The sequence below is a fragment of the Stenotrophomonas sp. SRS1 genome (genome assembly GCF_026130205.1).
Lineage (GTDB): Bacteria > Pseudomonadota > Gammaproteobacteria > Xanthomonadales > Xanthomonadaceae > Stenotrophomonas > Stenotrophomonas rhizophila_B.
In genome coordinates, this window is record NZ_JAINFD010000005.1 from 273,643 (window position 1) to 297,149 (window position 23,507).

The 23,507-nt window shown below is 67.0% G+C and carries 16 protein-coding genes and 3 tRNA genes; 9 read left to right on the forward strand and 10 right to left on the reverse strand.

Translation table 11 applies throughout. The features are described from left to right. Positions 1-45: 45 nt before the first annotated feature. Complete coding sequence (locus K4043_RS18315) at positions 46-1,425, forward strand: TolC family protein (RefSeq protein WP_321160157.1); 1,380 nt, start codon at positions 46-48, stop codon at positions 1,423-1,425. Between the two features lie 141 nt (positions 1,426-1,566). On the opposite strand, the gene rlmB is transcribed toward K4043_RS18315, so the two are convergent. The 3 genes from rlmB to rnr all read right to left on the reverse strand — a co-directional run bounded on the left by rlmB (position 1,567) and on the right by rnr (position 5,352). Then, on the reverse strand, positions 1,567-2,313 hold the full coding sequence (gene rlmB, locus K4043_RS18320) for a 23S rRNA (guanosine(2251)-2'-O)-methyltransferase RlmB (protein WP_019184367.1): 747 nt from the start codon (positions 2,311-2,313) through the stop codon (positions 1,567-1,569). Between the two features lie 97 nt (positions 2,314-2,410). Beyond that, the gene (locus K4043_RS18325; protein ID WP_265310156.1) at positions 2,411-2,887 is read right to left on the reverse strand and encodes a GFA family protein; all 477 of its coding nucleotides are present in this window, start codon (positions 2,885-2,887) and stop codon (positions 2,411-2,413) included. 119 nt (positions 2,888-3,006) lie between these two features. Then, positions 3,007-5,352 carry a ribonuclease R gene (rnr, locus tag K4043_RS18330; protein WP_260232222.1) on the reverse strand — a complete coding sequence of 782 codons (2,346 nt, stop codon included), beginning with the start codon at positions 5,350-5,352 and terminating at the stop codon, positions 3,007-3,009. 250 nt (positions 5,353-5,602) lie between these two features. On the opposite strand from rnr, the gene K4043_RS18335 reads away from it, so the two are divergent. The 3 genes from K4043_RS18335 (at position 5,603) to K4043_RS18345 (ending at position 6,257) form a co-directional block, all read left to right on the forward strand. Beyond that, positions 5,603-5,689 (forward strand) — tRNA-Leu (locus K4043_RS18335). Positions 5,690-5,869: 180 nt separating this feature from the next. Beyond that, a tRNA-Leu gene (locus K4043_RS18340) sits at positions 5,870-5,956 on the forward strand. 214 nt (positions 5,957-6,170) lie between these two features. Next, a tRNA-Leu gene (locus tag K4043_RS18345) sits at positions 6,171-6,257 on the forward strand. 110 nt (positions 6,258-6,367) lie between these two features. Here the strand turns inward: K4043_RS18345 and K4043_RS18350 are convergent. The 4 genes from K4043_RS18350 to K4043_RS18365 are packed head-to-tail and all read right to left on the reverse strand — an operon-like array spanning position 6,368 to position 11,073. Further along, the gene (locus K4043_RS18350; protein WP_121041533.1) at positions 6,368-7,939 is read right to left on the reverse strand and encodes a DHA2 family efflux MFS transporter permease subunit; all 1,572 of its coding nucleotides are present in this window, start codon (positions 7,937-7,939) and stop codon (positions 6,368-6,370) included. Positions 7,940-7,946: 7 nt separating this feature from the next. Next, complete coding sequence (gene emrA, locus K4043_RS18355) at positions 7,947-9,128, reverse strand: multidrug efflux MFS transporter periplasmic adaptor subunit EmrA (RefSeq protein WP_123728786.1); 1,182 nt, start codon at positions 9,126-9,128, stop codon at positions 7,947-7,949. 11 nt (positions 9,129-9,139) lie between these two features. Beyond that, the gene (locus K4043_RS18360; protein ID WP_265310157.1) at positions 9,140-10,624 is read right to left on the reverse strand and encodes an efflux transporter outer membrane subunit; all 1,485 of its coding nucleotides are present in this window, start codon (positions 10,622-10,624) and stop codon (positions 9,140-9,142) included. A gap of 5 nt (positions 10,625-10,629) precedes the next feature. Continuing rightward, the gene (locus K4043_RS18365) at positions 10,630-11,073 is read right to left on the reverse strand and encodes a MarR family transcriptional regulator (protein ID WP_121041527.1); all 444 of its coding nucleotides are present in this window, start codon (positions 11,071-11,073) and stop codon (positions 10,630-10,632) included. A 143-nt stretch (positions 11,074-11,216) separates the two neighbouring features. Between K4043_RS18365 and K4043_RS18370 the strand changes: the two genes are divergently transcribed. Then, positions 11,217-12,095: a helix-turn-helix transcriptional regulator gene (locus K4043_RS18370; RefSeq protein WP_123728784.1), complete on the forward strand. Its 879-nt coding sequence runs from the start codon at positions 11,217-11,219 to the stop codon at positions 12,093-12,095. Positions 12,096-12,153: 58 nt separating this feature from the next. Continuing rightward, positions 12,154-14,397 (forward strand): DNA topoisomerase IV subunit A, encoded by a 2,244-nt coding sequence (gene parC, locus K4043_RS18375; RefSeq protein WP_265310158.1) that lies wholly within the window; start codon positions 12,154-12,156, stop codon positions 14,395-14,397. Between the two features lie 617 nt (positions 14,398-15,014). Here parC and bfr read toward each other — a convergent pair. Then, positions 15,015-15,503: a bacterioferritin gene (bfr, locus tag K4043_RS18380; RefSeq protein ID WP_121041522.1), complete on the reverse strand. Its 489-nt coding sequence runs from the start codon at positions 15,501-15,503 to the stop codon at positions 15,015-15,017. Positions 15,504-15,657: 154 nt separating this feature from the next. Here bfr and K4043_RS18385 point away from each other — a divergent pair, with 154 nt between their 5' ends. Further along, complete coding sequence (locus K4043_RS18385) at positions 15,658-18,000, forward strand: penicillin acylase family protein (protein WP_265310159.1); 2,343 nt, start codon at positions 15,658-15,660, stop codon at positions 17,998-18,000. A 16-nt stretch (positions 18,001-18,016) separates the two neighbouring features. Here K4043_RS18385 and K4043_RS18390 read toward each other — a convergent pair whose 3' ends face one another. Both K4043_RS18390 and asnB read right to left on the reverse strand, forming a co-directional pair. Continuing rightward, positions 18,017-19,399: a cation:proton antiporter gene (locus K4043_RS18390; protein ID WP_265310160.1), complete on the reverse strand. Its 1,383-nt coding sequence runs from the start codon at positions 19,397-19,399 to the stop codon at positions 18,017-18,019. A gap of 88 nt (positions 19,400-19,487) precedes the next feature. Continuing rightward, a complete protein-coding gene (gene asnB / locus K4043_RS18395) occupies positions 19,488-21,179 on the reverse strand; it encodes an asparagine synthase B (protein WP_265310161.1) in 1,692 nt (563 codons plus the stop codon). Between the two features lie 368 nt (positions 21,180-21,547). On the opposite strand from asnB, the gene K4043_RS18400 reads away from it, so the two are divergent. Both K4043_RS18400 and K4043_RS18405 read left to right on the forward strand, forming a co-directional pair. After that, a complete protein-coding gene (locus K4043_RS18400) occupies positions 21,548-22,426 on the forward strand; it encodes a tetratricopeptide repeat protein (protein WP_265310162.1) in 879 nt (292 codons plus the stop codon). 221 nt (positions 22,427-22,647) lie between these two features. Further along, on the forward strand, positions 22,648-23,331 hold the full coding sequence (locus tag K4043_RS18405) for a pentapeptide repeat-containing protein (protein ID WP_265310163.1): 684 nt from the start codon (positions 22,648-22,650) through the stop codon (positions 23,329-23,331). The last annotated feature ends 176 nt before the right edge of the window (positions 23,332-23,507 follow it).

The window sequence follows — 23,507 nt, forward strand, 5'->3', positions numbered from 1 at the left end:
GCTCTGCTGCACCCCGCTTCGCTGCGTCCGCTGGCCCTGGCCTGCATGACCGCGCTGGCCTTGTCCGCCTGTGTCAGCACCGGCCGCTACCAGGTCGACGCGCCGGCGGTGCCGGCCACCTATGGCCGCGGCGATGCCACCCTGAACACCCCCACCGAGGCCGTGAGCGAACAACCGCATGCGGCTGCCGCCGATGTCCGCAGTGATGCCTGGTGGACCCAGTTCGGCGACCCCGGCCTGGACCGCGTGATCGATCGCGCTCTGTCCGCCAACACCGACCTGGTCTCGGCCGGGCTGGCGGTGCAGCGCGCGCGCCTGCAGGCCGGGCTGGCCGACAACGCGCTGTGGCCGCAGCCCTCGGGCAGCGTCAGCAGCAGCGGCAATCGCCCCATCGACCAGAGCGCGGACTGGAACCGCGGCAGCTCGGCCGGCGTGTCCCTGCAGTGGGAGATCGATCTGTGGGGCCGCCTGCGCACCCAGCGTGACATCGCCCAGTGGGAAGCCCAGGCCAGCCAGGAAGACCTGCAGAACACCGCGCTGCTGGTAATCAGCGACGTGGCCACGCAGTACTGGACGCTGGCCTTCCTCAACCAGTCCATCGCCGCCGGCCAGGCCAATCTGCAGCGCCTGGAGCGCACCCGCGAGCTGGTCCAGGCGCGCTTCGACGCCGGTGCGGTCTCGCGCCTGGAAGTGCGCCAGGCCGTCCAGAGCCTGGAGGCGCAGCGTGCCGCGCAGAGTGCGCTGGAGCAGCAGCGTGTCGCCGCGCGCAATGCACTGACGGTGCTGCTGGATGGGCAGCCGCTGGCACTGGCCGAGGAGCCGCAGCAGCTGCAGCGCGCGGGCAGCCCGGTCGTGGCCGAAGGCCTGCCGGCCGATCTGCTCGGCCGCCGGCCGGACCTGCGCGCCGCCGAGCTGCGCCTGCGCAACAGCCTGAAGACCATCAAGGTCACCGCCACCCAGTACTACCCGGCGCTGAGCCTGACCGGCAGCGTCGGCACCGGCGCCACCTCGCTCTCGGACGTGCTGAAGAATCCGGTCGCCACCTTGGGGGCGGGGCTGTCGCTGCCGTTCCTCAATGTGCGCCAGGCCCAGTTGAACACCCGCCTGGCCGGCACCGACTACCAGATCGCGGCCAACGGGTTCCGCCGCACGCTGTACACCGCGCTGTCGGAAGTGGACAACGCCTTGTCGGCGCGCACCCAGTTCGCCACGCAGGTGGCGGCCTCGCAGGCATCCTACGACGAAGCGGTTGAGATCGAGCGGATGTACGAAGTGCGCTACCGGGTCGGTGCCACCGACCTGCGCACCTGGCTGGAAGCCCAACAGACCCGGCGCGATGCCGAGCTGTCACTGGCCTCCGTGCGCCAGCGGCAGTTGATCAACGATGTGACGTTGTTCAAGGCGCTGGGGGGAAGCGCGGGGTGATCCCCCGCGCCAGGCGCAGCACAGGTAGAGCCACGCCATGCGTGGCCGCCTCTGGATCCCGCACCGCACATTGACTGCCTTTCGATACGACGCCGCTCAGCCACGCATGGCGTGGCTCTACCCTCGGGGCAAGCCCGCGGCTTACAGCCCGCGCTGACGCACGGCTTCGAACAGGCTCACGCCGGTGGCGACGGAGACGTTCAGGCTTTCGATATCGCCCGGCATCGGAATCTTGACCAGGCCATCGCAGTTTTCGCGGGTCAGGCGGCGCAGGCCGTCAGCTTCACCGCCCAGCACAAGCGCTACGTTGCCCTTGAGGTCGATCGCGTACAACGACTCGGTGGCTTCACCGGCCAGGCCGTAGATCCACACGCCCAGTTTCTGCAGGTCCTTCAGGCAGCGCGAGAGGTTGGTCACCTGCACCACCGGGATACGATCGGCCGCGCCGGCCGAGGTCTTGCGCACGGTCGCATTGACCGAGGCCGACTTGTCCTTGGGAATGATCACCGCCGTGGCACCGGCTGCCGCCGCGCTGCGCAGGCAGGCGCCGAGGTTGTGCGGGTCCTGGACCTCGTCGAGGATCAGCAGCAGGGCCTTGCCCTCTGCCGCTTCGACCAGCCCTTCCAGCTCGTTCTCGCCCCAGGTCCGTGCGGCCTGGTAGCGCGCCGCCACGCCCTGATGACGCACCGAACCGCCCACACCGTCCAGCGCCTGGGTGTTCACCTTGCGCACGTCGATGCCCTTGCGGCGTGCGTTTTCCTCGATCTCGGTCAGACGCGGGTTCTTCGCACCGGCCTCGATGAGGACCTCGCGGACGTTCTCGGCATCATTCTCGATCGAAGAGGCGACGGCGTTGACGCCGACGATCCACTGGCTTTGCTTGCTCATTGCGGGGGGCGGGACCGGTAAAGGGGTTGGTAATGGTAGAGCATCAAGGCCCACGCTGCCCTGCCGGGCGTTCACGGGGGGCGTTCACTGGCCGCCTTCAGTCCGGCGGCCAATCCGCGGTGTCGTGGTCCGGGTGCTGGTGGGAGACGATATGCAGCAGGAAGTCACCAGCCTCGGTGTCCTCCTCGCTGCGCAGCGCGCTGAGCGACCCCAGGGCATCCACGAACGGGAGCTTGGCCTCGATCCCGTACTGGATCGTCGGCGGCAGGCGGGCCGGTTCGTCGAAGGCGCCGGCCGCGACCGCCACGCCATCCGGGGCTTCGTAGGTCAACGGGGTGCCGCAGTCGGCGCAGAAGCCGCGCTGGACCCAGTTCGAGGATTGGAAACGTCGGGGCTCGCCGCGGGTCCAGCGGAACTCGCTGCCACGCACCGACACCAGGGGGGCGTAATACGCGCCGAAGGCCTTCTGGCACATCCGGCAATGGCAGATCGAGCTGTGGGTCAGCGCACCGACCACGTGGAAGCGGATCGCGCCGCACTGGCAGCCGCCGCTGTATTCGGGGAGGGACGGCATGGGATTGCTCCGATGAGATCCAAGGGGGACAGCCCGCCCATCAAGCGTGGGCGGGTACCCAGAGTGCCGACCGAGGGTCGGCACTTGCCGCGTACCGGCCGTGGGCCGGTACGCGACGATCAGTACTTCTGTTTCTGGCGCTTGGCCGGCTGGCCGCGCGGCGGCAGCTCGGGCAGCGAATCGTCCTTTTCTTCCACCAGGCGGAAGTCGATCTTGCGCTCTTCCATGCTGGCCTTGAGCACCAGGATCCGCACGCGGTCACCGAGGCGGTAGATCTTGCCGCGGCGTTCGCCGTTGAGCGTTTTGCGCACCGCGTCGAACTGGTAATAGTCGTGCGGCAGCTGGGTCACGTGGACCAGGCCGTTGACCTTGGATTCGTCCAGTTCCACGAACAGGCCGAAGCTCGTCACGCCACTGATCACGCCCTCGAACTGGCCGCCAACGTGCTTTTCCATCCACGCGGCGCGGTAACGCTCGTCCACTTCACGCTCGGCTTCATCGGCACGGCGTGCTCGCTCGGAGCACTGCAGGGCCAGTGCAGCCATCTCACGCGGCGAATAGGTGAACTTCTCGGGCGCGGCTCCACTGAGTGCGTGCTTGATCGCACGGTGCACCAGCAGATCGGGGTAGCGACGGATCGGCGAGGTGAAGTGAGCGTACGCATCCAGCGCCAGGCCGAAGTGGCCCAGGTTGTCCGGCGAGTACACCGCCAGGCTCTGGCTGCGCAGCAGCACCGATTCCAGCAGCGCCGCGTCCGGGCGATCGCGCACTTTCTTCAGTAGCTTGGTGAAATCGGCCGGCTGCACCTTCGACCACGGCGGCAGGCTCAGCTTGAATTCCTTCAGGAACTCGAGCAGATCGGCGTACTTGGATTCCGGCGGACGCTCATGGTCACGGAACGGCGCCGGCACCTGCTTGGCCAGCAGGTAGCGCGCCGCCTGCACGTTGGCCGCGATCATGCATTCTTCGATCAGCTTGTGCGCATCGTTGCGCACCATCATCCCGGCCTGCGTGACTTCGCCGGTGTTGTCCAGCACGAAGCGTACTTCGGAGGTTTCAAATTCGATCGCGCCGCGGCGGGTACGCGCCTTGGCCAGCACGTGATACAGCTGGTACAGGCGATCCACCTGCGGCATCAGCGGACCGATCGCCTTGCGCGCGGCCGGGTCGTTCTCGCCCACCGCTTCCCAGACCTGGTTGTAGGTCAGGCGCGCGTGCGAGTTCATCACCGCTTCGTAGAAGCGCGAATGGATGACCTCGCCTTCGCGGTTCACCTGCATGTCGCAGACGAAGCACATGCGGTCGACCTTGGGCATCAGCGAGCAGATGCCGTTGGACAGCGTCTCCGGCAGCATCGGCACCACGAACCCGGGGAAGTAGACCGAGGTCGCGCGCTTCTGCGCTTCATTGTCCAGCGGCGTACCGGGACGCACGTAATTGGAGACGTCGGCGATCGCCACGACCAGGCGGAAGCCTTCGGCATTGGGTTCGCAGTAGACCGCGTCGTCGAAGTCCTTGGCGTCCTCACCATCGATGGTGACCAGCGGCGTATTGCGCAGGTCTTCGCGGTGACCGATCTGTTCCGGTGTGACCACCATCGGCACGGCGGTGGCTTCAGCCAACACTTCAGCCGGGAACTCGAACGGCAGCTCATGGCCGTGGATGGCGGTTTCCACGACCAGCGAGGCCGTCAGCTTGTCGCCGAGCACGGCGATGATGCGGCCGATCGGCGGGCGGCGGGTGTCCGGCGCCTGGGTCAGCTCGCAGACCACCAGCTGGCCATCGCGGGCATCCCCGGTCTGGTCGGGCGGAATCTGTACGTTGCGCTGCACGCGCTTGTCGTCGGGCACCACGTAGTTGATGCCGAACTCGACGCTGAAGCGGCCGATCAGGCGGCTCATGCCACGCTCGAGCACACGCGAGATGCTCGCCTCGCGACGGCCACGACGATCGATGCCGGTCACGTTGACCAGTACGCGGTCACCATGCAGCACCTTGCGCATTTCGAACGGTGGCAGGAACAGATCGTCGCCACCTTCAACCGGGCGCAGGAAGCCGAACCCTTCCGGGTTGGCGATCACCACGCCGGTGATCAGGTTGACCGCCTGCAGCGGCGCGAAACCGCCACGGCGGTTCTGCACCAGCTGGCCGTCACGGCACATCGCGCCCAGGCGCTTGCCCAGGGCATCGGCACGGTCCGGCTCGGTCAGGCCGAGGTGGATGGCGATCTCTTCGGCGGTCTGCGGGCCATCGCAGCGGTCAAGCAGCTGCAGGATCGCCTCACGGCTGGCGATCGGCTGCGCATAGCGCTCGGCCTCGCGGGCGGCGAAGGGGTCCACCTGGACCTCACCGTCGAGCGGGGTCGGATGCGGGCGGCGGCGGGTCGGGATCGGCCCGGCATGCGCAGGCTTGGGGCCGCGCTTGTTGCCACGCGGCGGCTCAGCGGTGTTCAGGGATTCGGGCATCCAGGGGGGCAGCTTGCCGGCTTTCTTGGCGGCAGCGCGGGGCTTGCCCGACGGACCGGCTGCCTTCTTGGGCGCCGGGGACTTGGGGGCTTTCGCGCCCTGGGTCGGTTTCTTTGGTTTCATTGACCTCAATAGTAACCGCTGCGCGTGTGCAGAACCGGTCAGCGGCGCTCCTGTGCAGGATTGTGAAGAAATTTCACAAAACCGTTGACAACCCGCGGAGACATGCCCAGAATTCGCCCCCTGAGTCGCCCAGGTGGCGGAATTGGTAGACGCACTAGCTTCAGGTGCTAGCGGGGGCAACTTCGTGGAGGTTCGAGTCCTCTCCTGGGCACCATGACTCAGCAAATGATCAAACCCGCGCAAGCGGGTTTTTTCGTTTCTGGCGCCCTGCATCCGCCACGCACGATTCGCGCGTCACCGCGGGCGATGGCGCTGCATCGAGCGAGGAACAAAAATTCCTGCGACATCCTGTTGACACATTCCCGGTTCTCCCGCAGAATTCTCCTCCTGAGTCGCCCAGGTGGCGGAATTGGTAGACGCACTAGCTTCAGGTGCTAGCGGGGGCAACTTCGTGGAGGTTCGAGTCCTCTCCTGGGCACCATGACTCAGAAAATGATCAAACCCGCGCAAGCGGGTTTTTTCGTTTCTGCGGTTCGTCACTGCGTGGCTCTGCCCTGCGTAGTGCGTAACGCACGCGGTGCGTGGCATCAACACGACGATGACGCGGCGACTGACGACTGACGACTGACGAAAAATTTCCCACGCGATCCTGTTGACACATTCCCGGTTCTCCCGCAGAATTCTCCTCCTGAGTCGCCCAGGTGGCGGAATTGGTAGACGCACTAGCTTCAGGTGCTAGCGGGGGCAACTTCGTGGAGGTTCGAGTCCTCTCCTGGGCACCATGACTCAGAAAATGATCAAACCCGCGCAAGCGGGTTTTTTCGTTTCCGGGCATCGAAAAAAAACCCCGCCTTTCAGCGGGGTTTTTTCGTTTCAGCTCACCGCAAGCATTTCAATGCCCACCGGCCGAGGCAGCGCCCGCCCCTGCACCGAACGGCGGCTTGGCCAGCCACAGGAAGGCGATGATGGCCAGGAAGATCCAGCCCAGCAGGAAGAAGATGTCGTTGAAGCCCATCTGCGAGGCCTGGTGGTTGATCATGTTGTTGAGCGCCGCCGCGCCATGTTGCAGGTCGCCCTGCCCCATCGCGGTCACCTGGTCCTGCATGCCCGGGGTGTAACCGGAAATGTGTTCGGTCAGATGCGCGTGGTGTTCCTGGGTACGGCGTGCCCACAACCACGTGGTCAGCGAGGCGGCGAAGCTGCCGCCCAGCGTGCGCAGGAAGGTGGCCAGGCCGGAGCCCGCGGCGATCTCGCGACCGTCCAGATCCGACAGCAGGATCTGCAGCACCGGCATGAAGAACAACGCCACACCGATACCCATGATCAGCTGGATGCCGGCCACATGGCCGAAGTCCACCTGCAGGTTGAAGCCCGAGCGCAGGAAGCTGGTGAAGGACAGGAAGATGAAGGCGATCGTGGCCAGCATGCGCATGTCGAACCGCGAGGCGTACTTGCCCACGAACGGCGTCATGATCACCGGCAACACACCGATCGGTGCGGTCGCCAGACCGGCCCAGATCGCGGTGTAGCCCATGTCACGCTGCAGCCATTGCGGAATCAGCAGCGCCACGCTGAAGAACGCCGCGTAGGCCACCACCATCGCCAGCGTCCCGGCGCGGAAGTTGCGGTGCCGGAACAGGCGCAGATCGACGATGGGATCCTTGTCGGTCAGTTCCCAGATCAGGAACACCGCCAGCGCCACCACCGACACACAGGCCAGCACGACGATCTTGGTCGAACTGAACCAGTCTTCGTCGTTGCCCAGATCGAGCACCAGCTGCAGCGCGCCCACGCCGATCACCAGAGTGATCAGGCCGACGTAATCCATCTTCGGCTTTTCGATCTGTTCCGGGCGCCCCTTGAGCTGGTTGCCCACCACCAGCGCGGCGAAGATGCCCAGTGGCACGTTGATCAGGAAGATCCATTCCCAACTGTAGTTGTCGGTGATCCAGCCACCGAGGATCGGGCCGGCGATCGGCGCGACCACGGTGATCATGGCCAGCAACGCCAGCGCCTGCCCGCGTTTCTCACGCGGATAGAGCGAGACCAGCAGGCTCTGCGTGATCGGGTACATCGGGCCGGCGACGAAACCCTGGATCGCACGTGAGACGACCAGCATGCCCATGCTCTGGGCCAGGCCGCACAGCAGCGAGGCCAATGTGAAGGCCAACGTGGCCCACACGAACAGCTTGGTCTCGCCGAAGCGGCGGCTGAGGTAGCCGGTCAGTGGCAGCGCGATCGCGGTGCTGACCGCGAACGAGGTGATGACCCAGGTGGCCTGCTGCGAACTGGCGCCGAGATTACCGGCGATGGTCGGCAACGAGACGTTGGCGATGGTGGTGTCCAGGACCTGCATGAACGAGGCCATCGCCAGGCCTGCGGTGCACAGGGCGACGTTGGCCGGCCGGAAGGCCGTGCCCGGGGCCGCGGGGGCGCCCGGTGCGGCGGGAGCTTGTGCGGACATGAGGGCCTCAGCTCGCCTTGCCCTGCTGCGGCAGGTTGCGCTGGATGATCTGGTGGATCACATCGTCAGCGCTGTGCAACTGCTTGGCATAGACGTCGGTATCGAACACCTGGCCCTTGGCGATGTCGGTCGGCAGCACGGTGCCCTTCTGGTCACGCAGGCTCACTTCGGCCTTGATCGACAGACCGATGCGCAGCGGATGCTCGGCCAGCTGCTTGGCATCGATGGCGATACGCACCGGCACGCGCTGCACGATCTTGATCCAGTTGCCGCTGGCGTTCTGCGCCGGCAGCAGCGAGAACGCCGAACCGGTGCCCAGGCCGAGGCTGTCGATGCGCCCCTTGTAGGTCACATCGCCACCGTACAGGTCCGAACGCAGCTCCACTTCCTGGCCCAGGCGCATGTGGCGCAGCTGGGTTTCCTTGAAGTTGGCTTCCACCCACATCTGCTCGGTCGGCACCACGGCCATCAGGGCATTGCCCGGCTGCACGCGCTGGCCGACCTGCACCGAACGACGCGCCACGTAACCGGTGACCGGCGCGACGATGCCGGCGCGGGCATTGTTGAGGTAGGCCTGGCGCAGCTGCGCGGCAGCGGCCTGCACGTCCGGCTGGGTGGCGATCACGGTGTCATCGACCAGCGCGTTGCTCTGCTCGAAGGTCTCGCGCGAACCGGCCACGGCGGCTTCGGCAGCCGCCAGTTCGGTGCGGGCATGCGCCAGCTCTTCGTTGGAGATCGCACCGCTGCTGGCCAGATCCTTACGGCGGTTGAAGTCCTCGCGCACGCGCTTGAGGGTGACCTGGCGCGCGTTCAATTCGGCCTGGGCACCTTCCACGCTGCGGTACAGACCGCGTACCTGGCGGACCGTCTTGGCGAGGTTGGCTTCGGCCTGCTGCAGGGCCACTTCGGTGTCGGCCGGGTCCAGCTGGACCAGCAACTGGCCGCGCTCGACGCGCATGCCGTCATCGGCGTTGATCCCGACCACGGTGCCGCTGATCAGCGGGGTGATCTGGACCTGGTTGCCCTGCACGTACGCATCGTCGGTTTCTTCGAACCAGCGGCCGAACATGAAGTACCACAGGGCCAGCGCGGCCAGCAGCAGCACCACGATGACCAGCAGGCCGCGCAGCAGCTTGCCACGACGGGAGGGAGCTGCCTTCTCGGCAGCGGGGGCGGAGGTCTGACTCATGGGGATGACTCTCAGGAATGCGAGGATTCAGGGGTGGCGGCGACCGTGGCGGCATCGCTGGTCGGGGTGAAGCCACCGCCCAACGCCTGGCTCAGGCGGACCGAAACAAGGATCTGACGCGACTGCAGACTGGCCAGCCGCTGCTGGGAGACCAGCAACTGCTCTTCGACGCTGAGCACATCCAGGTAGCTGCCGATGCCGGCGCGGTAGCGCTGCTCGGCCAGATCATGGGCGGCACGCGCGGTGCTGACGGCCTGAGCCTGGGCACTGGCCTGGTCGGCCAGCGAGCGCAACGCATTGACCTGGTCGGCGACATCGCGCAGCGCGTTGAGCACGGACTGGTTGTAGTCGGCCACGGCCAGGTCGTACTGCGCGTCGGTCTTGCCCAGATTGGCGCGCAGGCGGCCACCGTCGAAGATCGGCAGGCTCAGTGCCGGGCCGAGGAAAGCGAACGTCGAACCACTCTTGAGCAGCTGGTCCACTTCACTGGAGACCACGCCGCCGAGGGCGGTCAGGTTGAGACTGGGGTAGAACGCGGCCTTGGCGGCGTGGATGTCACGGCTGGCCGCTTCCACGCGCCAGCGCGCGGCGACGATGTCCGGGCGGCGGCCCAGCAGTTCGCTCGGCAGTACGCCGGGTAGCTGCAGGGCCAGCGGGTTCAACACCTGCGGGCGCGCGATCTGCAGGCCCCGGTCCGGGCCCTGCCCGACCAGCGCGGCGAGCGCGGTGCGGGCTTCGTCGATCTGCTGCTGCGCGGCCTGCTGTTGCTGCTGCGCGGCCGGAATACGGGCTTCGGCCTGGCGGGTCTGCAGGTCGCTGTCGATGCCGGCGGCACGCCGCTGACGGGTCAGGTCCAGCGTCTTCTGCGAACGGGCCAGTTCTTCGCTGGCCACGTCATGCAGCGTCCACGCGTAACCCAGCTGCGCATACGCCTCGGCGATGGCGGCCGAGAGATTCAGGCGTGCGGCCTGGGCGTCCACTTCGGCGGCATGACCGCTGTCCACGGCCGCTTCCCAGGCGGCGCGCTTGCCGCCCCACAGGTCGATGCCGTAGCTGAAGCTCAGGTAGGCCTGGCCGCTGCCGGCGTAGCTGCCGCCGAGTTCGTCGCCGACCATTGATTCGGGCAGGCGTACGCCGGTGTAGCCACCGGAGGCGGCGACGCTGGGCAGGCGGTCGGCGCGGGCGGTGCCGATCTGGGCACGCGCCTGGCGCAGGCGTGCATCGGCCGCGTCCAGCCCGGGATTGCGCTGCAGGCCTTCGGCGATCAGCGCGTCCAGCTGGGGATCGCCCAGCGCGCGCCACCAGTCCGTGGCCGGCCAGCCGGGCTGGCTCAGGCCGTTGCCGGCCAGGGTGCGCTGGGTCTGCAGGCTGTCGGCATCGAGCAGGCGGCCCTGTGGCTCCAGGCCGCGGCTGCTGGCACACGCGGCCAGCGCAAGCGCCAGCGCGGAGACCAGCACCGGCCGCAGCGGGCGCAGTGAATAAGAACGTTCAAACATGGAAGTCATGGCGTTACCAGTGAGTCGCGTACACGGGTCATGAGGGAAAGCAGCTGCGCGCGTTCGTCCGCAGACAGATCACGCATGGCGTCGTCGATGGTCTGGTCGCCCCGCTGCTTGAGGCGGGCCCACAACTGGCGGCCCGGCTCGGTCAGCACGATCTGCAGCGCCCGCCGGTCCTGGGCATGCGGCTCGCGCCGCACGCAGTCCAGGGCTTCCAGCTTGTCCAGCAGGCGGGTGACCGCGCTGGGCACCTGGTCCAGGGCCTGGGCCAACTCGTTGGCGGTGCACGGGGCACGCGCCGCAAGGACCTTCAGGCCGAGATAGTGGGTGAAGCCAATACCGAGGTTTTCCTCGGCCATCGACGTGTCTAGCTGACGGACCAGGCCATCGCGCACTTGGCGCAGCAGGAGTCCAAAGCTGGGGGGATGGGCATCAGGGCAGATCATGGGTGAGCATTCTCTTCCAAAAAATATATTTCTCAATAGAAATATTCAATCTGGAACCAAATGCTGTGTTGCAGCAATCAGAACAATGGGCACGCCGCTACCTTAATGGCGCCCGCCACTGGCCGGGTATTACAATTTGGACAATGGATAACACTTTCAGGCCAGCACGGGAGACCGACGCTACCCAGATGATCCGCAACCAGGTCCTGGACTGGTTCGAGCGGGATGACGGGCTGGGCGTGCTGGGCTTCCGCATCGAGAGCCCCAAAGGGCTGGAACGCGAGATCGACTGGCACCAGCACCGGCGCGCCCAGCTGATCTGCGTGGAGGCCGGGCTGCTGACCACCCGCACCCGCCACGGCACCTGGTCGCTGCCACCGGGCTGTGCCGGCTGGATGCCACCGGGCGAGCCGCATACGGTGGATATCTGCGGGCCGCTGCGTGGCTGGGGCGTGATCGTGAGCGCGCCGATGGCCTGTGGTCTGCCAGACGAACCCTGCGTGCTGGCCATTTCCGATCTCCTGCAGGCGCTCGCGCTGCGCGTCACCGCGTGGGTGCCCGCGGCCGAGCCGAGCCTGCGCCAGCAGCACATGATCGAGGTCCTGCTGGACGAGATCCGCAATGCGCCGCGCCAGCGCATGCACCTGCCGATGCCGCAGGACCGGCGCCTGCTGCGGATCGCCTCGCAGCTGATCGCCGACCCGGCCGACGGCCGCAGCCTGGAGCAATGGGCCCGGTGGGCCGGGCTGTCGCCGCGTACACTGACCCGGCACTTCCGCGATGAAACCACGCTCAGCTTCGCGCAGTGGCGCCAGCAGGCCCGGCTGGCCGAAGGGCTGCGCCGGCTGTCCGATGGCCAGAGCGTGTCCGATATCGCGCACGAACTGGGGTTCAGCAGCCCCAGCGCCTTCGTCACCGTGTTCCGCCGCCACTTCGGCAGCCCGCCCGGGCGCTATCTGGCGCGCAGCGGACACCCCCTGAACCCATCACGCGGCTTGGCATCCCCGGCCGCATCCGGATAATCATCCGCCTGCGAGGGCGACAGCCGTCGCCGTCCCTTGCCACAGGTAACAATCCCGCATGACCGATCTTGCCCGCCCCGCGTTCCACGGCTTTGAACAGCTGCCCCTGCGCGAGTACGCCGAACGGGCGTACCTGGACTATTCGATGTACGTGGTGCTCGACCGCGCACTGCCGTTCCTCGGCGACGGCCTCAAGCCGGTGCAGCGCCGCATCATCTACGCGATGAGCGAGCTGGGTCTGAACGCGTCCTCCAAGCCGAAGAAGTCCGCGCGTACCGTCGGCGACGTGATCGGCAAGTACCACCCGCATGGCGACAGCGCCTGCTACGAAGCGCTGGTGCTGATGGCCCAGCCGTTCTCGTACCGCTACCCGCTGATCGAAGGCCAGGGCAACTTCGGCTCGACCGATGATCCCAAGTCGTTCGCGGCGATGCGTTACACCGAGTCCAAGCTGACCCCGATCGCCGAAGTGCTGCTGGGCGAGATCAACCAGGGCACCACCGACTGGACCCCCAACTTCGACGGCACGCTGGAAGAGCCGACCTGGATGCCGGCGCGCCTGCCGCACCTGTTGCTCAACGGCACCACCGGCATCGCCGTGGGCATGGCCACCGACGTGCCGCCGCACAACCTCAACGAGATCGTCAGCGCCCTGCTGCACCTGCTCGACGATCCCGATGCGACGGTCACCGACCTGTGCGAGCACGTGAAAGGCCCGGACTACCCGAGCTTCGCCGAGATCATCACCCCGATCGCCGATCTGCGGACCATGTACGAGACCGGCTACGGCAGCGTGCGGGCGCGTTCCACCTTCCTGAAGGAGAACGGCAACATCGTGGTCAATGCGCTGCCGTTCCAGGTGTCGCCGTCGAAGGTGATCGAGCAGATCGCCGCGCAGATGCGCGCCAAGAAGCTGCCGTGGCTGGAGGACATCCGCGATGAGTCCGACCACGCCAACCCGGTGCGCGTGGTGCTGGTACCGCGCTCCAACCGCGTGGACGCCGAGCAGCTGATGGGCCACCTGTTCGCCACCACCGATCTGGAGCGCAGCTACCGGGTCAATCTCAATGTGATCGGCCTGGACGGCCGCCCGCAGGTCAAGAACCTCAAGACCCTGCTCAGCGAGTGGCTGCAGTTCCGCAGCACCACCGTGACCCGCCGCCTCAACCATCGCCTGCAGAAGGTCGAGCGCCGCCTGCACATGTTGGATGGCTTGCTGATCGCCTTCCTCAACCTGGATGAAGTGATCCACATCATCCGCACCGAGGACGAAGCCAAGCCGGCGCTGATCGCGCGCTTCGCGCTGAGCGAGGAACAGGCCGAGTACATCCTGGAAACCAAGCTGAAGCAGCTGGCCCGCCTGGAAGAGATGAAGATCCGCGGTGAGCAGGACGAGCTGGCCAAGGAACGCGACAAGATCGTCGGCATCCTGGAGAGCAAGGCCAAGCTGAAGAAGCTGATCCGCGATGAGCTGGTGGCCGATGCCAAGAAGTTCGGCGATGACCGTCGTTCGCCGCTGGTGCAGCGTGGCGCGGCGCAGGCCATCGATGAAACCGAGCTGGTGCCGAGCGAGCCGATGACGGTGGTGCTTTCGGAGAAGGGCTGGATCCGTGCGGCCAAGGGCCACGACATGGACCCGTCGACCCTGTCCTACCGTGATGGCGATGCGCTGCTCGGTTCGGTGCGCGCACGCAGCACGCAGCAGGTGGCGTTCCTGGACAGCGAGGGCCGGGCGTATTCGACCCTGATCCACACCCTGCCCTCGGCCCGTGGCAACGGTGAACCGCTGACCGGTCGCTTCTCACCGGCGCCGGGCAGCGCCTTCATGACCCTGGCCAGCGGCGAGAACAACACGCGCTTCGTGCTGGCGTCCACGCACGGCTACGGCTTCGTGACCCGCTTCGAGAACCTCACCGGCCGCAACAAGGCCGGCAAGGCGATGCTCAACTTGACCTCCGGCTCCAAGGTGCTGACCCCGGCCGTGGTCGCCAATCCGGACACCGACCGCATCGTGGCGGTGACCAGCTCAGGCAACCTGCTGGCGATCGCGGCCAGTGATCTGCCGGAACTGGACAAGGGCAAGGGCAACAAGATCATCGACATCCCCAAGGCCAAGCTCGCTACCGAGCGCGTGGTCGCGGTGGTATCGGTAGCACCGGGCAACACGCTGCTGGTGCGCAGCGGCCAGCGCACGATGAACCTGTCGTTCAAGGATCTGGACACCTACCTGGGCACCCGCGCGACCCGTGGCCATCTGCTGCCGCGTGGCTGGCAGAAGGTGGAAGGGCTGGCGGTGGAGTAAGCGTCGCGGTGTTGACGTGAATCGGAACGGCCGGGGAAACCCGGCCGTTTTTTTGTTCTTCTCCCAACGAAGGGAGCGCCTGCGGTGCATGTTGGATCTGGCGGTGTCTCCGCTCGGGTCTGCCGCGACCGTGAGGCGCCCCGTAGCGACCGGCAGGCCCCTCGGCAAATGTCCCCCGGCCGCCGCCTGACGGCGGCGGCCTCCTCCTTGATTTTGCCCAGGAGCCTGCCGGCCGCTACGGGGCTCGGCTCGCGGCGCGCAGGCGTAACACCGGGCATTGCTGTGAAGCGCCGGTGGTCTCTATACGTGGGTCGCGATGCCCTTGTGGGCGAAATAAAGGAGGAGGTGGCGGCCGCAGGCCGACGCCGGGGGACATTCGCCGGCAAGGGCATCGCGGCCCAGCGCTCGACCCACCTGCGGCCGCGACTGAAAGGTTCAGAGCGCTTCAGGCTTGCTACGCGGACGGAGGGAGAACCTTTTTGCCCACAGAAAAGGCCGGGCTTCCCCGGCCTTTCTGGTCGTCTCAACGTCGGCTGGCTGGCAGAGGCTGGCGGGCGGACGAGGGATCAGCAGCTGGCTGGCGAAGGCTGGCTGGCGTGCGGAACCCGAAGCCTCACTCAGTGCGCAGCGGTACCCTTCGCATCCATCTTGCTGGTCTGGTACAGCGCCAGGCCGATGCGCTTGATCAGGCCCAACTGCTGTTCCAGCCACCAGGCGTGGTCTTCTTCGGTGTCCTTCAACTGCACCAGCAGCATGTCGCGGCTGACATAGTCCTGGTGCTGTTCGCACAGCTTCATGCCGGCAGCCAGGTTGTCGCGAACGCTGTACTCGGTCTCCAGGTCCTTCTGCAGCATCTCTTCCACGGTCACGCCGGGCTCGAACACATGCGGGCGCATGTCCGGGTCGCCGCCGAGGAAGAGGATGCGGCGCAGCAGCGCATCGGCGTGCTGGGTCTCTTCTTCCATCTCGTGGTTGAGGCGCTCATAGAGCGCGAACAGGCCCTGGTCTTCGTAGCGGCGCGAATGGATGAAGTACTGGTCGCGCGCCGCCAACTCGCCGCGCAGCAGTTCCTTCAAGCAGGCGATGACGTCCGGGTTGCCTTTCATGGGGGGTGCTCCTGATGAATCAATGCGCGCATGGTGCCCTATCTGGAATTCCGGTGATCTAATCGGAATCAGTTGCAGTTGCGCTTCGGTCGGCGTGCACAGCTCGTTCACGCCTCCCCTACAATCGAACCACACCTACAGGGGGACGCGCAGGATGCGGCACTGGCTGAAGCGGTTGGTCTGGGGAGTGCTGATACTGACGCTGGCGACGGTTTTCATGGTGTGGTGGCTGCTGCGTGGCAGCCTGCCCCGCCTGGAAGGCGAACAGGCCATGACCGGCTTGGCGGCGCCGGTGAGCATCACCCGTGACGCACTGGGCGTGGTCACCATCGAGGCCGGAACCCAGGCCGATGCGATGCGGGCGCTGGGTCTGGTGCATGCGCAGGAGCGCTACTTCGAGATGGACTTGATGCGTCGTACTGCCGCTGGCGAGCTCGCCGAGCTGTTCGGCCCGGCGGCGATCGACATGGACAAGCGCATGCGGGTGCACCGGCTGCGGGCGCGCACCGAGGCCCACCTGGAGGTTGCCACGGGCAGCAGTGCCGCTGCCCTGCAGGCGTATGTGGACGGCATCAACCAAGGCGTCGCGGATCTTCGGGTACGGCCTTGGCCCTATCTACTGCTGCGCCAGACGCCCGCACCGTGGCAGGCCGAAGACAGTGTGCTGACCGGGCTGGCGATGTATGCCGACCTGCAGGACCCCACCAATCAGAACGAACTGGCGATGGCGCGGATCCGCGCGGTGGCGCCACCGGCGCTGTATGCACTGCTCAGCCATGAGGGCAGCGAGTGGGATGCCCCCCTGTTTGGCGGAGCGCGCGGCAACGCACCGCTACCGGACGCCACGGCGCTCGACCTCCGACGCCTCGATGCGGCGCAGGCAACCAGTGCCGCCGCCGGTCATCTGGACGCGGACGTGCTGGGCAGCAACAACTTCGCCGTGTCCGGCGCACTGACCGTGGACGGGCGCGCCATCGTCGCCGACGACATGCACCTTGGGCTGCGCGCGCCGAATCTCTGGTTCCGGGTACGGCTGCGCTATCCCGATCCGCAGGCGCCCGACGGGCGCGTCGATGTCAGCGGCTTCTCGCTGCCCGGCCTGCCGGCCATCGTCGTCGGTAGCAACGGACACGTGGCCTGGGGCTTCACCAACAGTTACATCGACACCGCCGATTTCCGCAGCGTACCCGCCGATGCCCAAGGCATCACCACGCATGAAGAGCGTATCCGCGTCGCCGGTCAAGCGCCGGTGATGCTGCGCGTGCGCGAGACCGCCTGGGGTCCGGTACTGCACGACAGGACAGATGGCAGTGGCGAGGCGCTGCGCTGGACGGCGCAGCTTCCCGGTGCGGTCCGGTTGGACTTCGCCGAGATGGCGCGCGCGGCGACGCTTGAGGAGGCCTTCCACGTGGCCGACCGCAGCGGTATTCCCGCGCAGAACCTGGTCATCGCCGACCGCAGCGGACGCATCGCCTGGCGGTTGATCGGCACACGCCCGGACCGTGCTGCGGGCTGCCCGCCGAGCGGCAACACGATCGCGGCCCCTGCCAGTTGTGCGCCTTGGGCGATCCGCAGCGATGGCGCGCCGGCCTTGATCGACCCGCCAACTCACCGACTGTGGACTGCCAACGGCCGCGTGCTCGATGGGGAGACCTTGGCCATTGCCGGGAACGGTGGCTACGATCTCGGTGCGCGCGGGCGGCAGATCCGCGATGGCCTGATGGCGAAGGAGCGCTTCACCGAAGCGGACCTGCTGGCGATCCAGCTCGACGATCGCGCCCTGTTGCTCACGCGCTGGTGGCACCTGCTGCGCGAGGTCGTCACCGCCAGCGACGACCCTGCACTGCAGCGGCTGGAGGTGGCAACCCGTCGATGGGAAGGCCATGCGGCCGTCGATTCGGTCAGCTACCGGATCACCCGCGGTTTCCGCGGCATGCTGATCGACCGCGTCGGCGAGGGCCTGCTCGCGCCAGCGAAAGCACAGCTCGGGGAAGCGTATCTGGAGCCGCGGCTGGGGCAGTTCGAAGGCGTGTTGTGGCCATTGGTGAACGAGCGGCCGGCGCATCTGCTGCCGCCCCCATCTGCCAGCTGGACTGCGCTGTTGACCGATACCGCCAAGGCGCTGGAGGCAGACCTGAGCAGTCAGGGACCGCTGGACGCGCGTACGTGGGGCGAACGCAACACCGCCTCGATCTGTCACCCGGTCAGTCGCGCCCTGCCCAATGTCGCCCGACGATGGCTGTGCATGCCTGGCGATCCGTTGCCCGGCGACCGCGACATGCCCCGCGTGCAGGGGCCCGCGTTCGGGGCGTCGCAGCGGATGGTGGTCTCGCCCGGCCACGAAGCCGAGGGATTGATCCACATGCCCGGTGGGCAGAGCGGTCACCCGTTGTCACCGTTCTGGGGCGCAGGACACGACGCCTGGGTGAAGGGAACACCCACCCCGTTCCTGCCGGGCAAGACCGCGTACACGCTGACGCTGGTCCCCGTGGACTGATCGCGGGGTCAACGCTTTACTGCCGCTTCCAGCGCTCCATCGCGTTGAGCAGCGGCCCGGTCATGGCCGTGGTCACCAGGGCCATGATCACCAGCACGGCAAACAGGCGGTCGCCGAGGAAGCCCAGCTCGTAGCCCAGGTTGAGCACGATCAGCTCCATCAGGCCGCGGGTGTTCATCAGGGCACCGAGCTTCCACGCCTCATGGCTGCCCATGCCGGCACTGCGCGCTGCACTCCAGGTGCCGATCAGCTTGCCCAGCGTGGCCACCACGATCACGATCAGGCACAGCACCAGGTCGCTGGCCTGCAGGGCGTCGGCGCGCATGCGCAGGCCGGTCATGGCGAAGAACAGCGGCAGCAGCAAGGTCACCGCGAACGGCTCGACGCGCTCGGCCACGGTATGCCGCAGGGTGGCGTTGCCGGACACCGCCACGCCCGCCGCGAAGGCACCGAACAGCGCGTGGATGCCCAGCATCTCGGTAACCAGCGCGCAGCCCAGCGCCATCAACAGCATGATCAGCAGCCAGCGCCCTTCCTGGCCCGGGGCGATCACCAAGCGCGAGAACCACGGGCGCACCACGCCCAGCATCAGCGCGACGAAGGCGACCACACAGACCAGGTTGATCGTCGCGGGCACCCAGCCCTGCGATTGCGCGGCGGCGACGATCAGGGCCAGCAGGCACCATGCGGTGGCATCACCGAGCGCGGCACAGGCGATCGCGGTCTGGCCCAGCGGCGTGCCGGTCATGCCCCGGTCGGCCAGAATGCGCAGCAGCACCGGGAAGGCGGTGATGCTCAATGAAATACCCACGAACAACGCGAAGCCGGTGAAGCCCACGCCCGGCGGTGCGTGCGCGCCGTAGAGCCAGATCGCGAGCAGCACGCCCAGCACGAACGGCACTGCGATGCCCGCATGGCTGACCACGAAGGCGAAACGACGTCGCCCCCGCAGCCCGCCCAGATCCAGCTCCGCACCGGCCACCAGCAGGAACATCAGCACGCCGAGCTGGCTGAGCAGACCGAGCGAACCAAGCGATGCCGGCGGGAACAGCACGCCATGCACCTGCGGCAACATGGCCCCCAGCACCAGCGGCCCCATCATCAGGCCGGCCACCATCTCACCGATCACCCCCGGCTGCCCCAGCCGGCGGAACACCCAGCCCGCGCCCTTGGCGACCATCAGCAACACCAGCACCTGCAGCAGGAACAGACCGAGCGGCGCATGCAGATGCGCGGCCCAGTCAGCGCCCAGCGAGGACTCGGCACGGGCCACCTGCGCAGTCACGGCCGGGCCGGCAAACCGCGCCAGGCCCAGGCCGATCAGCAGCGGCAGCGCCACCCAGCCCAGGTAGCGCCAGGCCAGGCCGCTGCGACGCATGCCGGTGGTGTCAGAGTCCATGACCGATCCCCATCGATTGAAGGGGCGATTCTACGGGCTGCACGCGCTGCCACACCACCGCGGACGACGCGGCGGTGTGGCCCACCGATCAGGCCAGAGCCTGCTCGTGCACGCCGGCGATGGCGCGCCCGGAGGGATCGGCCATCGCGGCAAAGCTGGCGTCCCACGCAATCGCGGCAGGCGAGGAGCACGCGATGGACTTCCCACCCGGCACGGTTTCCGCCGCGGCCTGGGTGGGGAAGTACTGCTCGAACACGTGGCGGTAGAAGTAGGCTTCCTTGGTCTGCGGCGCGTTGTGCACGAAGCGCTTGTCCGCCGCCGCCATCACGCGGTCACTGACCTGGGCTTCGGCATGGGCCTTCAGCCCGTCGATCCAGCCATAGCCCACGCCATCGCTGAACTGCTCCTTCTGGCGCCACAGGATCGAGTCCGGCAGGTAGCCTTCGAAGGCTTCGCGCAGCACCGCCTTCTCGATACGTCGCGTACCGGCAGGGCCCTGCCCGACCATCTTGTGCTTGGCATCGATACGCATGGCCACATCGAGGAACTCGCGGTCCAGGAACGGCACGCGCGGCTCCACGCCCCAGGCCATCATCGACTTGTTGGCGCGCAGGCAATCGTAGTTGTTGAGTGCATCGAGCTTGCGCACCAGCTCCTCATGGAACTCACGCGCGTTCGGCGCCTTGTGGAAGTAAAGGTAGCCACCGAAGATTTCGTCGCTGCCCTCACCGGACAGCACCATTTTCACGCCCATCGCCTTGATCCGGCGCGCCAGCAGGAACATCGGCGTGGAGGCGCGGATGGTGGTGACGTCGTAGGTCTCAACGTGGCGGATCACTTCCGGCAGCGCATCCAGCCCCTCTTCGAAGGTGTACTCGAAACCGTGGTGCACGGTGCCCAGGGCTTCGGCCGCGATGGCGGCGGCGGCCAGATCGGGGGAGCCCTTCAGGCCGATCGCGAAGGAATGCAGGCGCGGCCACCACGCTTCACTCTGATCGCCATCTTCGACACGGTGGCGGGCATAGCGCGCGGCGACGGCTGCGACCAGCGACGAATCCAGACCCCCGGAGAGCAGCACGCCGTAGGGCACGTCGGTCATCAGCTGGCGATGCACCGCACGCTCGAACGCCTCACGCAGTTCGACGCGATCCGCCTCCACGCCTTCGACTGCGTCGTAGTCGCGCCACGGACGCTCGTAGTAACGGGTGAGCGTGTCGGTGGCACTGTCGTACCAGTGGCCCGGCGGGAACTGCGCCGCGTCGGCGCAGATGTCCACCAGCGACTTCAGCTCGGAAGCCACCACCAGGCGGCCGTCCTTGTCGTGGCCCCAGTACAGCGGCACCACGCCGATCGGATCACGCGCGATCAGCACGCGCTGCGCGGCGCGGTCCCACAACGCGAAGGCGAAGATGCCGTTGAGGCGGTTCAGGAACGAGGCCGGGCTGTCTTCGCGGTACAGCGCGTTGATCACCTCGCAGTCCGAACCGGTCTGGAAAGCGTACGGCTGGGCCAGTTCGGCCTTCAGTTCGCGGTGGTTGTAGATTTCGCCGTTGACCGCCAGCGCCAGCCCGCCGTCTTCGGACAGCAGCGGCTGCGAGCCACCGGCGGGGTCGACGATGGCCAGGCGTTCGTGGACCAGGATGGCGCCGTCATCGACGTACACCCCGCTCCAGTCCGGGCCGCGATGGCGCTGGCGCTGCGACAGGTCCAGCGCATGGCGGCGCAATGCGGCGAGGTCATCGCCCGCCTGGAGGCCGAAAATACCGAAGATCGAACACATGGGAACAGCTCCTGATGATGGGGGAATACACGTATTGCAGGCATTCGACCGGCCACCCAGGCCCGGAAGGGGTAAACCCGGGCCACAAAAAAACCCGCATCGGTCGATGCGGGTTTTCTGGGGTCCGGGCGTGTTGCTTGTACTAGCCCTGGTCGCAGTCCCGCATCGGCCGCGCACGATTATTCGCGCGCAGATTGGTGCGGTTGGTATTGCTGACAGCGGTGGCCGGGAACGAGGACATGGACCGACCGTAACCGGGTTTGGGCGGCGGTGCAACTGTTGCGATGGCAACCAAACCGACCGCTGCGGACAACCCCGCGCTTCGGGGCCGGGCGATAATCGCGGTCCTTCTGCACCACCTGGCTGGCATGACCCCTCGCATTGGACGCATCGCTACACGCCTGGGCGGCATCGCGCTGACCCTTTCCCTCATCGCCTGCAGCAGCGCCCCATCACGGACGCCTGCGAGCATCATGAAGTCGGTCGAAACCAAGGCGGCCGATGGCAGCTTCGACAGTGCCTGGGAGGCAGCCAGGACCTACGAGACCTTCAACGACCCGCGCGCCGTGACCTGGTATGAACGTGCCGCCGCGGTCACACCGTGGACCTTCCACAACCCCCAGGCCGAAGAGGCGCTGGGCCGGATCTGGACCCACGGTGAGCTGCTGCATGGCACCGGCCCGAACATCCTCCAGGGCACTGCACTGCGCGCGTCACCGCGCAAAGCAGAGCGCTGGTACCGCGCTGCCGCCGAGCACGGCAACCCGATGGCGATGCTGATGCTGGCCAAGTTCCATCGCGAACGCGGTGACGCGGCCAGCGCGCTGCGCTGGGACCTGCGCGCGACGATCTACCACCACATGCCGTCCGAATCCTCGCGGCTGCCGCAGGCGATCGCCGCGCAGCCGGATGGCACTCTGCATCCGCTGGTCGCCGAGATCCAGCGGCGTGCGCAGCGCGGCGATGCCGATGCCCAGGTGGATCTGGGAACGATGTACGAACTGGGCATGGGCCTGCCGCGCGATGGTATCGAGGCGCTGCGCTGGTATCGGCTGGCGGCGGACCAGGGCAATGTGTATGGCCAGTATTTCAGCGGCCTGCTGCTGGGCCGCGGCCGCGCCGGCGTGACGCGTGATCTGGACGCGGCCGCCGGCTGGTTCGCCAAGGCCTATGCGCAGAAGTTCTACCTGGCCGGGGAAACGTATTGGCGCGAGCGGATCAAAGCGCCGTTCTGGACGTTCGACTGACGCCGGATACCCGAAATTGCCGCCCAACCCGGTAGAGCCGACCGTTGGTCGGCTTGTGTGAGGGTAGTGCCGGCCGCTGGCCGGCTCGCGTGATGGCGTGGCGACAGGGGGAGCCGGCCAGCGGCCGGCACTACCGGGCATTGGCGTCGCTCCGTTTTGTACACATTCTGCAGCGACCTTCAAGTCTGCCCCTGGTCCGGGACATCACCCAGAATGGACGCATGAACACTGTCACCTTCCGCGATGAAACCCTTACCCGCGAGCGCATGCAGGCCATTATCGCCGCGCATCCGAGCGCGGCCGTCTTCGAGAGCTGCACGTTCGATCACGGCGACTTCTCGCGGCTGGACATGGATGGGTTCCAGTTCAACCAGTGCTCGGTCACCGGCACGAGCTGGTTGGCGGCCTCGTTGGAAGAAAGCCAGTGGACGAAGTGCCGCGGCAGCCAGTGCGATTTCAGCTCGGCCCTGCTCAGCGATGCACGCTTCTCGCACTGCGATCTCAACAACAGCCACTGGCGCCGCGCAACGCTGTCCTCGGTGCAGTTCCAGGACTGCAAGCTGACGGGCGCGCACCTGCAGGAAGTGACCGGCTGGGCGCTGGAATTCCGCGATTGCCTGCTGGTCAGCGCCGACCTGCGCGGGATGTCGTTCCGCAAGGCGCAGCTGGAGGGTATGGATTTCTCAGAGGCCGAGCTGTCGGGCTGCGATTTCCGCGATGCGGTGTTCAACGGCGGCAGCCTGCGCAATGCACAGACGCGGCTGACGCGGTTTGAAGGCGCCGACCTGCGCGGCACCGACATCAGCGGGCTCAACGTGATGGATGCCAAGCTGTTCAAGAAGGCAGTGATTTCACAGCGCCAGGCAGCGGCCGCCTTGGCGTCGTTCGGGTTGATCGTGGCGTAAGGGCGAACCGACCAACGGTCGGTTGCTACCTGACGCGCTCGTTCGTCAGTGACGCGGTAGGCGCCGACCGATGGTCGGCGCAGCACGTGCACCCGGTAGTGCCGGCCGCTGGCCGGCTCTCCTTCTCGTGTGACATTCGCGAGAGCCGGCCAGCGGCCGGCACTACCTCGATGGTC